Origin of the sequence: Aeromonas sp. R6-1 (assembly GCF_040908165.1) — a bacterium.
Classification (GTDB): Bacteria; Pseudomonadota; Gammaproteobacteria; order Enterobacterales; family Aeromonadaceae; genus Aeromonas; species Aeromonas caviae.
In genome coordinates, this window is record NZ_JBFODF010000026.1 from 36290 (window position 1) to 49073 (window position 12784).

Genomic DNA, 12784 nt, shown 5'->3' on the forward strand with positions numbered 1-12784 from the left:
GTTCTGGCTGTCTGGAGATAAGATGTAACTAATCGAGGGAGATATTGCCATGATCAAGGACGAGAAAGGATTCACCCTGCTGGAACTGATGATCGCCGTCAGTCTGGGGGTCATCTTGCTTGGTATTGGTGCACCGGCCATGTCGAGCCTGCTCAATGAGAATGCCTTGAAATTTGAATCTCGCACACTCTTGAAATATCTGCGTTTTGCTCGTAGCCAAGCCATCGACAACCAGCAATCTGTCACTGTGTGCCTTGCCAATGCCAGTGACAATTGTGTCACCGCCAATCCGACCCAATTCCTCGTTTTCGTCGACGGTAATGGCAATGACATTTTCAATAACGGTGAGCAGATTCTGGCAAGAAGCCCTCAGCTATCTGACTCGCTGACTGCTGCAAACAATCGAACGTCCACTACCTTCAGCCCTGATGGCACCAGCCTGGGTACCAATGCCACCATCACGCTGTGTCGTTCAGGAAATGCCCAGATAAATCTGGTCATCTCTCCCTCCGGCCGCACCACCCAATCTACCCAGGCAAATATCTGCCTCTGAATGAAGTCCTTCGCTATCGCAGTTGACGGGCATCCTGTTGCTGACCCTCTTTTGACTGGAAATTTTCCTCCGCAGTGCGGCATTCCAGGATTTTCTTCACAGGCTGTACCGCACCATCCACCTCGTATCCTCTTTGTTTGAATTTATCCTGCACCGCCTTTGGCGTGCTGTCTGCCACAGTACCGTGCAGGACAACCTTCTGGCCGTTAACCAACTCGACATAACATTTTATGTCATCTGCCAAGACGGACCCGGATAACAAGAGGCACAAACCCAACACCCCGCTGCGTGTTTTCATTGCGCCTCTCCTTCGTAGAGGTAAATTTTCTTGGGCGACATATCCATCTCAGCCTCCTCTGCCCCCTGGTTGCACTCTCCCGCTCCGGTACAACGCTCAGGCTCACCATCCCCTTCATCTTTCAGGATGACCTCTTCCCCGACACCGCCTCCAATAATGCGGATCTTGGCATCGTCTCCTGCATGCACCACCAAATCGTCGGCAACCTTGTTCTGTACTTCGACATAACGCTCAGGTGTCTGGTTGCCTTCAAGATCAACCACATAACGGAAGGAACTGCCATAATGCATGTCTACCATGTATTGGCGTGCAGCCCCGATGGATTGAATGGTGCATTGCTGGAACGACTGCACTTGCGGCAGGAACGAGGTGAAGTAAAGCTTGCCCTGAAGTACGACCCCGGCCCCCATGGATTTCTCACCCGGTTCGTTCAACCAATTGACCCACCCTTTGGCAGTGGTAATTCCCGCCTTGGTCGCCAATATTCCATCCGTGTTTGTCTGGGCAGACAAAGGATCAGAGGTCACATCATAAAGGTCAGTAATCAAGATGGGGCTTCTCGCCTGCGCATTGGCGGCACGCGGCACGACATCATAATCACGCAACATGAAATAGCCATTGCGGACAGTCGCTTCCGATGAGGGGCGATTGCGGTCTCCACTCCCAATCAGCACTGCATCAAAGGGACGATCCTGATAGGAGTAGACCACATTCCCTCCCACAACGGTGCGGGTGACCTGCTTGTTGATGGTACGCACCACGATAGGCTGGGTGAAGAAACGGCGATCATCGGCTTGAGTGACATCCGACCCCAGGCTGGCAAATTTGAAGACGCTCCAGTCAGATTTGTTGGTGCCCGGGAGATCCATGCGCCAGATATTGCCCCCCGTATCACCCACATAGATGCGATCGACTTTGCCATCACCATCGCTGTCCAGCGTAGCTACCGACCCGGGCATACTGTCGGTCATCCCCGTGACTCTGAGGTTGCTGGTTGAAGTCGCAGCAGGGGTCGCACTGAATATCAGCGCCCCAGTATCGGCATTGACGATGTAGATACCTCTCCCCATGCTGTCACTGGTTCCCAATCCCAGTACGCTCTTGTTCACGTCATAACCGCCAGCAAAGATAAGCACGGGATCACTGACTCCCGGCACAAACGCGACTTCCGGCACCGACCAGGTCAGCCCCAGCTCACCAAAACCAGTCGTCAGACTGTTCAGACGCCATTTCAGTGTCGGCGTATCCGGGCTGGAAACGTTGAATGCATAATAGGCTTTGCCGCCGCTCCTCAAGCCGGTGAATACCCATACAAAATCGCTCTCCGAGGATTTCAGCACCCCGTTGCGATTGGCATCTTTGATAAGGGCCACCGGAGAAGAGTCAACACCGTAGATATGTTCGGCTGATTCCGCATTGAGACGCAGCGCCTTCTGATTGGCCATGAACTCATAAGGTATCGCCGCCCAGCTTTCGTCTATGGTGCTCCCCATGTCCTTGAACATATGCAGGAAACCGGCATTGGTCCCAAACAGAATACGCAAGTCCGGTGCATCCGTCGGGTTACCGGATTGCGGGCCATAGTTCAGCACCAGGGGACGTGAGTGCAGGGGGTCACCCATGATATGGGCGCGGATCAGGGTTGATGTATCAAAGTCCTCATCGTCGACATCCAACCCCTTGGTCCAGTTGATCAGGGAATCGAGTTCAGTCGTCGTAACTGCCTGCATGAAGGTCATGAGCGCGGCTTCACTGCCAGCCTGCGTTACCAGATTTGCCTTGGTCAGCTGATCGAGACGGTTCTGGGCATTGTTGATGACATAGAGGCTGCGGTTGCTTTTCCCCGCCAACATCTCTTGCGCCCCACCTTCGGCCACAACGTTCCCGTCACGGCCGGATGACCAGAAAGTCTGGGCACTGTCGATGATGGTGCCATCAAACTTGATAGCAGGCAGTCCCCGGCTGTCAGCCACATAACCGTCAGGAGAAAAGATCAGTTTTTTCAGATTGCCCCGCCATCTGGGACCATCATCCGGCTCAAACATGGCGTAATAGATGTTGTTGAGACTGCGTGTCCGGTCAAAGTTGTTGCTGGCAATGGCGGGGGACACCAGCGAGGTATTGATCCGCAGGATCGCCAGCAGCGATGCCTTCAACGCATCACTCAAGGCAGAGGCGTTGGTTGCCGGATAATAAACGCCGCCACCACGACGGGCAGTTTCAGCAAGCAAATTACCGGCCCCGCTTATCGCCTCGTCACCAAACCCGACGGTAAAGGTCGTGACTGTCTGGGTACCAGGGGAAACGGCATTCACATCCTTGTGTTTCATATAACCCGCCAATGCGGCCAGATAGCTGCTGGACCTGTTCCCTGACCCATAAGTAACGGTAGTGCCATAAGCCGCTTTTTCATCGCTGGACAATGTATTTATCAATCCCTGGACAAAGGTATTGGCATCCCCATCCTGAGTCGGCTCTCCATCGGTGATGTATATGACGTAACCGTTGTTTGAGCAGTTGTCATAGGGGGCTTGATAGGTACCTGTCGGGCTTTCGGCGGTCGTATCTCTCGTGCCTCCTTGCAAGCCATAAACAACGCTTCGTCCCCCGAAGAAGCGATACGCCTCACTCAACGTCTCGCATAATGGTGTGTTGGTACTGGCAGTCAGTCCTTCGACCCTGTCGAGCAGGTCTTGTTCTCCGGTCTTGCCATTCGACAACGTAATCTCGCTACCCAGAATATCCCGGACAACTCTGCCGCCATTGGTACTGCTACTGTCATTCCTGTTGAAAATAGCCAGACCAAAATCAACCCCGGGGGCAGATGATATCAATCCTTTGACTGCATCTTTGGCAATACGCAGCCGGGATTCTATAGAGTAACCCGTAGGCCCGTAATACCACCTGATATAGTTGGCAGAATAAAGCACCACGGCCGTATTGCTGGCATTAACAGAGTCTCTTGTTGCCGCTGTATAAAACCATGAGCCTTGATTATTGCTGGTTTTATTGACCGGATACCCGGTGCCAACACTCCAAGTACCTGTGTATGGGTTGGCAGGGTTATTTGCGGTCACATCCTGCTTGCAATCGACCAAGTCGATGTTGTTTTCCTGATAACCACTAATTGAATACCAGCTTCCCCTCCCTCTCCCCGGAGGGTTGCCACTTGTCACTTCATAAGTCCAGACTTGCGACTGAAAATAACCGATACTTGCAAGAGGTCCCTTGGAGGTGGCACAAGCGTTCAGTTTGTCAGAGAAACGCTTGTTGCTATTAATAGCGGGAATGCTCCCATCGGTTGAAAAATAGATATATCGTTTAGTATTGCTTTTGTCGGGATCATTGCTCAAGGCTGGATAGACAGTCGCTGGATTATAAGCTTCCTTTATCTGTTCCATGGTGTCAGCCATACTGCCGGAGTTATCAAATATCAACAGCACTTTAGGTCTGAAATCACCAGCCTTATTAAAGTCGTATATAAAAAGCTCGGTGTCATCGGCTCGTGTTGACGTCATGCCAAAAACAAGACTGCACCAGCATAAAATTGAACCGAATCGTTGTAACCACATATCCTTCGCTCCTATTTTGTGAGCAGTGGCTGTTCCACACCCGCAGTCCAGGTCAGCGGGCGAGAATATTTTCCATAATTGACACCGGCCTGTAGCTCGACATATTTGCATACAGGAATCACATTGCTGCTGCTGGCATCCACCTTGCGTTTGCAGACAGTTTCCGTGCGATTGGTGAGGGCCACATTGGCTGAATTATTGCTGCTATTGACACTGATGGCAGCACTCGCCCCCAGCGCAGACCCCATGCCTGCAATCACCGTCGATATGTTATTGCTCTGTACCGCCGCTTCGATGATGCCTTCCAGTCTGTGTTCTGCCTGCCTGAAATTGGCCGCAGAGCCTGCCATCTTGAGATCCTGCCCGGAGGACTGCATCACCACCACGGCGATCAGCGTCAGAGGTACCAGAATGATCAGCGCGACGATCAGGGCTACGCCATGCTGAGACCTCATGAACCACCTCCAGTCATGACCACCGGGTTGCGCAGCGACACGCTGCTCTCCAGCAGCAAGCGACGAAACCCATCCCCATTGCCTGATACGCTGGTACTACCTACCTGATAGATGTTGTTGTTCACATAGCTGCTGGATGCTTGCGACGATCGCACCAGAATAAAAACACGGGCAGCAACGACACGCCCTTCGCTCCATTCCTGCTCGGTCACGTTTGTAGACGCGACATAGCGATCAATGACCCCATCGGCAACAGAAGTGTCGTCAACACCAAACAGCACCGTCATGCGCTCAATCCCTTCCGCCATGGGGCCTCCTATCAGAACCGAGCCCCCATTGGCAGTCAGGTAACGCTTTCTCAGTTCCGGGTTGCCTGCGGCATTGGGAGCGAGATAATAGATAAAGTGCTGATATTCCCAGAGCTGACGAGCCGGCATATCTGTCATCGTGGGCACTGTTTCTCCCCCTTTGAACATCAGCGCCGCTTGCGTCGTAGTAGCAAGATAGAAGCGATTATCAGTAGCTGCGGCATCGGCCAGGGGCTGCCCAATCAATCGCTTGATGCTGATGACATCCGTATTGGCAATACGTGACGTCACGGGAATACAGGCAAAAGCCCCCCCGTTAATCGCCCTGTTATTGTCCACCCGAGCGACCCAGACCCCCCGATTTGTTCCCACGCTGGGTGGCAAGCTGCCACGCCCCAAATTGTCCAGACAATCGTTCGCCGAAAGCACCGCAGACCCGCTGCTGAGAGTCACGCCTTGCCCCGTTGCCATGGGGGAACCGGTGTAGTCCCCCCAGAAGCCCGCCCACTTCAGGTCCTGGGTTACCAAACGCATCGCAATACGCCCATTCTCCTGCAACTCGCTCTGATCGAAAGCATCTTCCGTTGTGGCGCGGGAAGCCACGAAGATGCTCAAGCCACCACCGACCAGAAATACGCCGATCAACATGGCAATCAACCATTCAATCAGGGTGAAGCCGCGGGCATTCATAGTGTGGTCGTCAGTACGAACTGACGCCTCTGTCTGTCTGCTGCATTGCCCAACCCACAACTGTTGCGCACTGCGGCCACTGCAACGGCACCATCGGACAGAGACTCCCGCCCCTGCCAGAAGATCCCTATGGTCAAACTGTTGTTGGCGCCACGAATCACGCAGCCGACCGGAGATTGCAGAGGTGACGCGGCACCGGATACCGCGGTTCCCAGCAGAGACTGCTGCCAGTAGAAGAGGTCCAGTGCCTGCCGCTCAGTCCTGCTGCAATCCGACATGGTGCCATTGTTGTTGGCACAGCTCGGCATATCCAGGATCGCGTTGCCGGATACCACTGTCGTTCCCTGACCAGCCCAGCTGTCTTTGTTGATCCTGGCGCGTTCGACCAGATCATTGGCCAGCCAGTTGGCGATGGTGCGCTGACGCGCTTCGTAGCTGGAAAACTTGGCGGTGACCTGCATGGCAACCAATCCCAGCAAGCCGAAGGAGAGCACCACGGCCGCAATCATCACCTCCAGCAGGCTGAATCCCCTCGTGTGTCGATGGTGCAGTGGTTTCATCGCCTAGTCCCAGCAAGCATTGTTGACGGTATCCCCGAGCCGGGTGGCACTCCGGGTGCCATCCTGGTCGATGGAGAAAATGATGCAGTCGCTGTCTGACCCCTGCGCACCAGAGGCTGTGGCAAACAGGATGTATGTATTGACCCCGGCTGAGATGACCAAGTGATAGAAGCCGGATTCGGAGTTCTCCGAGATATTCAAATCGGCTGCGGATGAGGTATACCGATTGAAGTCCATAAAATAGGTTTCTTGTCTGTTGGCGGCATCCAACAGCATTTTTTTGGCATCAATTCGGTGGCTGGACAGCAGGTAACGCTGATAGGAGGGATAGGCAATAGTGCCAAGAATCGCCACGATTGCGACGACAATCATCAATTCAATGAGAGAAAAGCCTCGATAGAACCCAATCATAACCCATCCTTGGTGACTGGCGGTTCATATAGTCTAATGCCGGATAGGTCGCAACGACAAATCCGGCATCAGGAACATAACTCTTTATTCTCAGGCCATCCTGGCCACATTCAAATAATTCTAAGCTCGGGCGGCACTTCAAACACCACATTCTCTTCCCGGCCAGGATGCTCGGTCACTATCTTGCCTCCCAGCTCGCGCAGCCGGGCGATGACATTCTGAACAAGCACATCGGGGGCTGACGCACCCGCCGTGACCCCGATACGGGCAACCCCGTCCAGCCATTGCGGCTCAATCATGGAGGCATCGTCGATGAGGTAGGCCTTGGCGCCCACCTTCTCGGCCAGCTCCCTCAGACGGTTGGAGTTGGAAGAGTTGCGCGACCCCACCACCAGCATGGCGTCCACCAGCCCGGCCATCTCCCGCACCGCATCCTGGCGGTTTTGGGTGGCGTAGCAGATGTCATCCTTGCGCGGCCCCTGGATCTTGGGGAAGTGCGCACGCAAGGCATCGATGACATCCGAGGTCTCGTCCACGCTGAGTGTCGTCTGGGTCACGAAGCAGAGGTCATCCGGGTTCTTCACCTTGAGTTTGGCCACATCTTCCGGCGTCTCCACCAGATACATGCCACCCTCACTGTTCTCGTACTGTCCCATGGTGCCGATCACCTCGGGGTGGCCGGCATGGCCGATGAGCACGGCTTCGGAGCCCTTGCGACTGGCGCGATGGACCTCCATGTGCACCTTGGTCACCAGCGGACAGGTGGCATCGAACACCTTGAGGGCGCGGGATTTGGCCATCTCACGCACGACCTTGGCGACACCGTGGGCAGAGAAGATGACGATGCTGTCATCCGGCACCTCATCCAGCTCCTCCACGAAGACGGCGCCCGCCTCCTTGAGCTTGTTCACCACGTAGCGGTTGTGCACCACCTCATGGCGGACATAGATGGGGGCACCGAACTTCTCCAGCGCGCTCTCGACGATGCTGATGGCCCGGTCGACACCGGCACAGAAGCCACGGGGGTTAGCCAGCAGAATATCCATCAGTGCACCTTCTCCTCGTCATCAACCCCCAGGATCTCCACCGCGAAGGTGACGGTGTGACCGGCCAGGGGGTGGTTGAAATCGACCGTGACCGACATCCCTTCCACCGCCCGGATGATCCCGGGCAGTTCACTGCCGTTGGGCTGGTCGAACAGAATGATGGTACCCACCTTGGGCTCAACTTCGTTACCGAACTTGGCGCGATCGAGATGGTAGATGTTGTCAGGATTGGAGAGGCCAAACGCCTCTTCCGGCGCCAGGGTAAAGCTCTTGCTCTCCCCTTCGCGCAGCCCCAGCAGGCATTGCTCGAAGCTCGGCGTCAGACTGCCGTCTCCCATCCGCAGACGGGCAGGCTTGCCGTGCAGCGCCGTGCTGTCGGCCACCGAGCCATCTTCCAGTTTGATAGAGAAATGGAACAGCACGCTGCTGTCCGCAGCAATCAGCTGGCTCATAAGGTCGCGTCCTGTTTTTTCTCGCCACGGAAGCCGTCCAGCACGATCATGGCGGCACCGATGAAGATGAAGCTGTCAGCCAGATTGAACGCCGGCCAGTGGGCGCGCTGCCAGTAGAAGTCGAGGAAGTCGACCACATGGCCCAGCACCAACCGGTCAAACACGTTGCCGAGCGCCCCGCCGATGATCAGGCTGTAGGCGATACCGCTCCAGCGCTGGGTGACCGACTGCTTGCGCAGCCAGTGGATCAGCAGGCCACAGATGGCGAACGCCAGCACAGCGAAGAACCAGCGCTGCCAGCCTCCCTGATCTGCCAGGAAGCTGAAAGCCGCCCCCTTGTTGTAGACGTGGACCAGGTTGAAGAAGGGGGTGATCTCCACCCCCGGGTAGCCAAACGGCAGCAGCTTGACCACGGCGAGCTTGCTCGCCTGGTCCAGTACGAAGGCCAGCACCGCCAGCCACAGCCAACGCAGGCCGCTTTTATGTTGAGTCATGTTCATCAGGCAAATTGACGCGTTTCGCCGTCACCCTCGACGTTGGTGACGCAGCGGCCACAGATCTCTTCATGGCCCGCAATGGTGCCCACGTCTTCCACATGGTGCCAGCAGCGGTCGCACTTGGCGGCGGCAGACTGGGCCACGCAGAGCCACAGGTCATCACGCTCGGTTGCCACGGCCTCTGCCGGTGCGGCATCGACGCTGACCACCCTGGCCTTGGAGGTGAGCAGCACGAAGCGCAGCTCATCGGCCAGGGCGTTCAGACGCGCGGCCAGCTCAGGCTTGGCGAACAGGGTCAGCTCGGCCTGCAGAGAACCGCCGATGCGCTTCTCGCCACGGGCCACTTCCAGCGCCTTGTTCACTTCACCGCGCACGGTGAGGATCTCGGCCCAGAACTCGTCGTTCAGCACTTCGCCCGCTTCCAGCCCGAACAGGCCGTCGTACCACTCCTCGGTGAACACGAACTCGCCGCGCTCACCCGGCAGCAGGGCCCAGATCTCGTCGGCAGTGAAGCTCATGATCGGCGCCATCCAGCGCACCATGGCCTCGGCGATGTGATAGAGGGCGGTCTGGCAGGAGCGACGGGCCAGGCTGTCGGCCTTGGCGGTGTACTGACGATCCTTGATGACATCCAGATAGAAGGAGCCCATCTCGATGGAGCAGAACTGCATCAGCTTCTGGGTCACGCCGTGGAAGTTGTACTCGTCGAACGCAGCCACGATCTCGGCTTGTACCGCTTTGGCACGGCCCACTGCCCAGCGATCCACCACCACCATGTCGGCAGGCGACACCATGTCGGTTGCCGGATTGAAACCGTTCAGGTTGGCCAGCAGGAAACGGGCAGTGTTGCGGATACGACGATAGGCGTCGGCGGAGCGCTTGAGGATCTCGTCGGAGACGGTCATCTCACCGGTGTAGTCAGTGCTCGCTACCCACAGACGCAGGATGTCGGCACCCAGCTTGTTCATCACGTCTTGCGGGCTTACCACGTTGCCGATGGACTTGGACATCTTGCGGCCCTGACCGTCCACGGTGAAGCCGTGAGTCAGCACCTGGTTGTAGGGTGCCTTGTCCTTCATGGCGACGCCGATCATCAGGGAGGACATGAACCAGCCACGGTGCTGGTCAGAGCCTTCCAGATACATGTCGGCCGGCTTGCCGTTGAACTCGGGACGGGCGTCGACCACGGAGGCGTGGGTAGAACCGGAGTCAAACCAGACGTCCAGGGTATCAGGCACCTTCTCGTAGTTGTCGGCGTCCGCGCCCAGCAGCTCGGCCTTGTCCAGATCCCACCAGGCCTGGATGCCGGACTGCTCGACCCGCATGGCCACCTCTTCCATCAGGCGCACGGACTCCGGGTGCAGCGCCTGGGTATCCTTGTGAACGAACAGGGAGATGGGCACGCCCCAGGTACGCTGACGGGAGATGCACCAGTCAGGACGGTTCTCGACCATCGCCTGGATGCGATTCTTGCCCCAGGCCGGAACCCAGCCGCTCTGGCCGTGTTCGGCGATGCCCTCTTTCTCGATACGCTCGATCTCTTCCAGAGCACGCTTGCGCAGACCCTTCTGCTCCATGCTGATGAACCACTGGGGGGTGGCACGGAAGATGATCGGGGTCTTGTGACGCCAGCAATGCGGGTAGGAGTGGTTGAATACCTTGTGATGCAGCAGGGCGCCGCGCTCGGTCAGCACCTCGACCACGGCCGCATTGGCCTTGAACACGTGCTGGCCGGCAAACAGTTCGGTATCCGGCAGATAGACGCCGTTGCTGCCAACCGGGTTGGCCACTTCCAGACCGTACTTCTGACCGACCACGAAGTCTTCCTGACCGTGACCAGGGGCGGTGTGCACCGCGCCAGTACCGGCGTCCAGAGTGACGTGGTCACCCAGCACCACAGGTACGTCGAAGCTGTAGAAGGGGTGGTTGAAGCGCAGCAGCTCGAGTGCAGCACCCTTGGCATAGCCCAGGTTGTGGAAGTGCTCGATGCCGGCGCGATCCATCACGTCCTTGACCAGCTCGGCGGCCAGGATCAGACGCTCGGGATTGTCGCCCTCTACCTGCACCAGTGCGTAGTCGAGATCGGCATGCATGGCGATGGCGCGGTTGGCCGGCAGGGTCCACGGAGTGGTGGTCCAGATCACGGCAGAGAGCGCGCCCTTGCCGGTGTGGCCTTCGGCGCAATCAAACTTGGCGGCAACGGCAGCCTCGTCGACGGCCTTGAAGCGCACGTCGATGGAGGGAGAGTTCTTGTCGTAGTACTCCACTTCCGCTTCAGCCAGCGCGGAGCCGCAATCGGTACACCAGTGCACCGGCTTGGAGCCTTTGTGCAGGTGGCCGTTTTCAACGATCTTGGCCATGGAACGGATGATGTTGGCTTCGGTCCCAAAATCCATGGTCAGGTAGGGGTGTTCCCAGTCACCCAGCACGCCCAGACGGATGAAGTCGGTCTTCTGCGCTTCGATCTGGGTTTTGGCGTATTTGCGGCACTCGGCGCGGAACTCGGCGGCGGAAACCTTCTCGCCCGGCTTGCCGACCATGCCTTCCACTTTCAACTCGATGGGCAGACCGTGGCAATCCCAGCCCGGTACATAGGGGGAATCGAAGCCAGAGAGGCCTTTGGACTTGATGATGATGTCTTTGAGGATCTTGTTGACCGAGTGACCGATGTGAATGCTGCCGTTCGCATAGGGGGGGCCATCGTGCAGAATGAAAGAAGGCTTGCCCGCTTTGGCGCGGCGAATGGCGCCGTAAAGATCCTGATCGTACCAACGTTTCAGCATGTTGGGTTCGCGTTTGGCCAGATCGCCACGCATCGGAAACTCGGTTTCCGGCAGATTCAGGGTGTGTTTATAGTCGCTCATCAGTCCTGGGTTCCCTTCTTTTCTAAAAGAGTGCTGGGTAAATGAAATTGTGGCAGCCCGAACCAGGCTCGGGCCGCCAGGGCATCTCGTTCGATCTGCTCTTTCAAGGCGGTGAAAGAGTCAAATTTCTGCTCTTCGCGCAGCTTGTGGCGAAGCAGCACCTTGACCTGCTGACCATATAGATCACCAGAAAAATCAAATAGATGTACTTCCAATCTGGCTTGTGTACCGCTCAAGGTCGGACGTACACCCACATTGGCGACGCCGGGGAAAGTCTTGCCGGAACATATCACTTCCACCGCAAACACGCCACCGACCGGGACAACCTGGCGTTTGAGGGCCAGATTCGCGGTGGGAAAACCTATGGTGCGCCCCAGCTTGTCGCCGTGGGCCACCCGGCCGCTGATGGCATAGGGGCGACCGAGCATCAGCTCCACCTCCGCCATGCGGCCCGCTTTGAGGGCCTCGCGCACCAGGGTGCTGCTGACCCGCTGGCGGGAAAGCTGGAAACTCTGGGTACTGATCACCTCGAACCCGAAGCGCCGACCTGCCTCCTCCAGCAGGTGGAAGTCCCCTTCCCGCCCCTTGCCGAAGCGAAAATCGTCGCCGACCACCAGATAGTGCACGCCGAGTTTCTCCACCAGCAGTTGCTCGATGAAGGTGCTGGCTGCCTGCTCGGCAAAACGATGGGTGAAACGCACGCAGAGCATGCGATCGATCTGCATTCCCTTGAGGGCTTCGTACTTCTCCCGCCAGCGGCTGAGGCGGGCGGGCGCGGCACTGCCCGCAAACAGCTCCAGCGGCTGGGGTTCGAACAACATGACGCAGGCCGGCAGGCCAAGTTGGGCGGCCTTCTCCTGCAAACGGGCCAACACCGCGTGGTGCCCCTGATGAACCCCATCGAAGTTGCCTATGGTCAATACACAGCCCCGGTGACGGGGCTTGATATTGTGAATGCCGCGAATAAGCTCCATCAGTGCCTTGTGCGTTGCTGCCATGGAAATCGGCGGATTATATATCAGGCAGCAGGCAGGGTCAGCCCTGCCGTTGGCCCGATTTAGCCATCCCGCTCGCTTCT

At 57.1% G+C, this 12784-nt stretch carries 12 protein-coding genes; 1 reads left to right on the top strand and 11 read right to left on the bottom strand.

Going from position 1 to position 12784, the window contains the following annotated elements; translation table 11 throughout:
* Nucleotides 1-49: 49 nt before the first annotated feature.
* Nucleotides 50-553 (top strand): GspH/FimT family pseudopilin, encoded by a 504-nt coding sequence (locus AB5Y68_RS06505; RefSeq protein WP_010673109.1) that lies wholly within the window; start codon nt 50-52, stop codon nt 551-553.
* A gap of 13 nt (nt 554-566) precedes the next feature.
* Here the strand turns inward: AB5Y68_RS06505 and AB5Y68_RS06510 are convergent, their stop codons facing one another.
* The 11 genes from AB5Y68_RS06510 to ribF all read right to left on the bottom strand — a co-directional run bounded on the left by AB5Y68_RS06510 (nt 567) and on the right by ribF (nt 12680).
* On the bottom strand, nt 567-851 hold the full coding sequence (locus AB5Y68_RS06510) for a TapY2 family type IVa secretion system protein (protein WP_039039995.1): 285 nt from the start codon (nt 849-851) through the stop codon (nt 567-569).
* A complete protein-coding gene (locus AB5Y68_RS06515; RefSeq protein ID WP_080769992.1) occupies nt 848-4369 on the bottom strand; it encodes a pilus assembly protein in 3522 nt (1173 codons plus the stop codon). Before AB5Y68_RS06515 ends, AB5Y68_RS06510 begins: the two co-directional genes overlap by 4 nt.
* Before the next feature lie 65 nt (nt 4370-4434).
* Nucleotides 4435-4878, bottom strand: coding sequence for a type IVa pilus pseudopilin TppD (gene tppD / locus AB5Y68_RS06520; RefSeq protein WP_039039993.1), 444 nt, complete (start codon nt 4876-4878; stop codon nt 4435-4437).
* On the bottom strand, nt 4875-5876 hold the full coding sequence (locus tag AB5Y68_RS06525) for a PilW family protein (RefSeq protein ID WP_080769990.1): 1002 nt from the start codon (nt 5874-5876) through the stop codon (nt 4875-4877). Before AB5Y68_RS06525 ends, tppD begins: the two co-directional genes overlap by 4 nt.
* Nucleotides 5873-6436, bottom strand: coding sequence for a type IV pilus modification protein PilV (pilV, locus tag AB5Y68_RS06530; RefSeq protein ID WP_039039992.1), 564 nt, complete (start codon nt 6434-6436; stop codon nt 5873-5875). Before pilV ends, AB5Y68_RS06525 begins: the two co-directional genes overlap by 4 nt.
* A gap of 3 nt (nt 6437-6439) precedes the next feature.
* Nucleotides 6440-6847: a type IVa pilus pseudopilin TppA gene (gene tppA, locus AB5Y68_RS06535; protein WP_039039991.1), complete on the bottom strand. Its 408-nt coding sequence runs from the start codon at nt 6845-6847 to the stop codon at nt 6440-6442.
* Between the two features lie 110 nt (nt 6848-6957).
* A complete protein-coding gene (gene ispH, locus AB5Y68_RS06540; RefSeq protein WP_039039990.1) occupies nt 6958-7893 on the bottom strand; it encodes a 4-hydroxy-3-methylbut-2-enyl diphosphate reductase in 936 nt (311 codons plus the stop codon).
* Nucleotides 7893-8345 carry an FKBP-type peptidyl-prolyl cis-trans isomerase gene (fkpB, locus tag AB5Y68_RS06545; RefSeq protein WP_039039989.1) on the bottom strand — a complete coding sequence of 151 codons (453 nt, stop codon included), beginning with the start codon at nt 8343-8345 and terminating at the stop codon, nt 7893-7895. Before fkpB ends, ispH begins: the two co-directional genes overlap by 1 nt.
* On the bottom strand, nt 8342-8845 hold the full coding sequence (gene lspA / locus AB5Y68_RS06550; RefSeq protein WP_039039988.1) for a signal peptidase II: 504 nt from the start codon (nt 8843-8845) through the stop codon (nt 8342-8344). Before lspA ends, fkpB begins: the two co-directional genes overlap by 4 nt.
* Nucleotides 8845-11706: an isoleucine--tRNA ligase gene (gene ileS, locus AB5Y68_RS06555; protein WP_039039987.1), complete on the bottom strand. Its 2862-nt coding sequence runs from the start codon at nt 11704-11706 to the stop codon at nt 8845-8847. Before ileS ends, lspA begins: the two co-directional genes overlap by 1 nt.
* Nucleotides 11706-12680 (bottom strand): bifunctional riboflavin kinase/FAD synthetase, encoded by a 975-nt coding sequence (gene ribF, locus AB5Y68_RS06560; protein WP_010673098.1) that lies wholly within the window; start codon nt 12678-12680, stop codon nt 11706-11708. Before ribF ends, ileS begins: the two co-directional genes overlap by 1 nt.
* Nucleotides 12681-12784 lie beyond the last annotated feature (104 nt).

What these genes read in the sequence shown, in the direction of transcription:
- AB5Y68_RS06505 (WP_010673109.1), top strand. Translation starts at nt 50, where the DNA reads ATGATCAAGGACGAGAAAGGATTCACCCTGCTGGAACTGATGATCGCC.
- AB5Y68_RS06510 (WP_039039995.1), bottom strand. Translation starts at nt 851, where the DNA reads ATGAAAACACGCAGCGGGGTGTTGGGTTTGTGCCTCTTGTTATCCGGG.
- AB5Y68_RS06515 (WP_080769992.1), bottom strand. Translation starts at nt 4,369, where the DNA reads ATGACGTCAACACGAGCCGATGACACCGAGCTTTTTATATACGACTTT.
- tppD (WP_039039993.1), bottom strand. Translation starts at nt 4,878, where the DNA reads ATGAGGTCTCAGCATGGCGTAGCCCTGATCGTCGCGCTGATCATTCTG.
- AB5Y68_RS06525 (WP_080769990.1), bottom strand. Translation starts at nt 5,876, where the DNA reads ATGAATGCCCGCGGCTTCACCCTGATTGAATGGTTGATTGCCATGTTG.
- pilV (WP_039039992.1), bottom strand. Translation starts at nt 6,436, where the DNA reads ATGAAACCACTGCACCATCGACACACGAGGGGATTCAGCCTGCTGGAG.
- tppA (WP_039039991.1), bottom strand. Translation starts at nt 6,847, where the DNA reads ATGATTGGGTTCTATCGAGGCTTTTCTCTCATTGAATTGATGATTGTC.
- ispH (WP_039039990.1), bottom strand. Translation starts at nt 7,893, where the DNA reads ATGGATATTCTGCTGGCTAACCCCCGTGGCTTCTGTGCCGGTGTCGAC.
- fkpB (WP_039039989.1), bottom strand. Translation starts at nt 8,345, where the DNA reads ATGAGCCAGCTGATTGCTGCGGACAGCAGCGTGCTGTTCCATTTCTCT.
- lspA (WP_039039988.1), bottom strand. Translation starts at nt 8,845, where the DNA reads ATGAACATGACTCAACATAAAAGCGGCCTGCGTTGGCTGTGGCTGGCG.
- ileS (WP_039039987.1), bottom strand. Translation starts at nt 11,706, where the DNA reads ATGAGCGACTATAAACACACCCTGAATCTGCCGGAAACCGAGTTTCCG.
- ribF (WP_010673098.1), bottom strand. Translation starts at nt 12,680, where the DNA reads ATGGAGCTTATTCGCGGCATTCACAATATCAAGCCCCGTCACCGGGGC.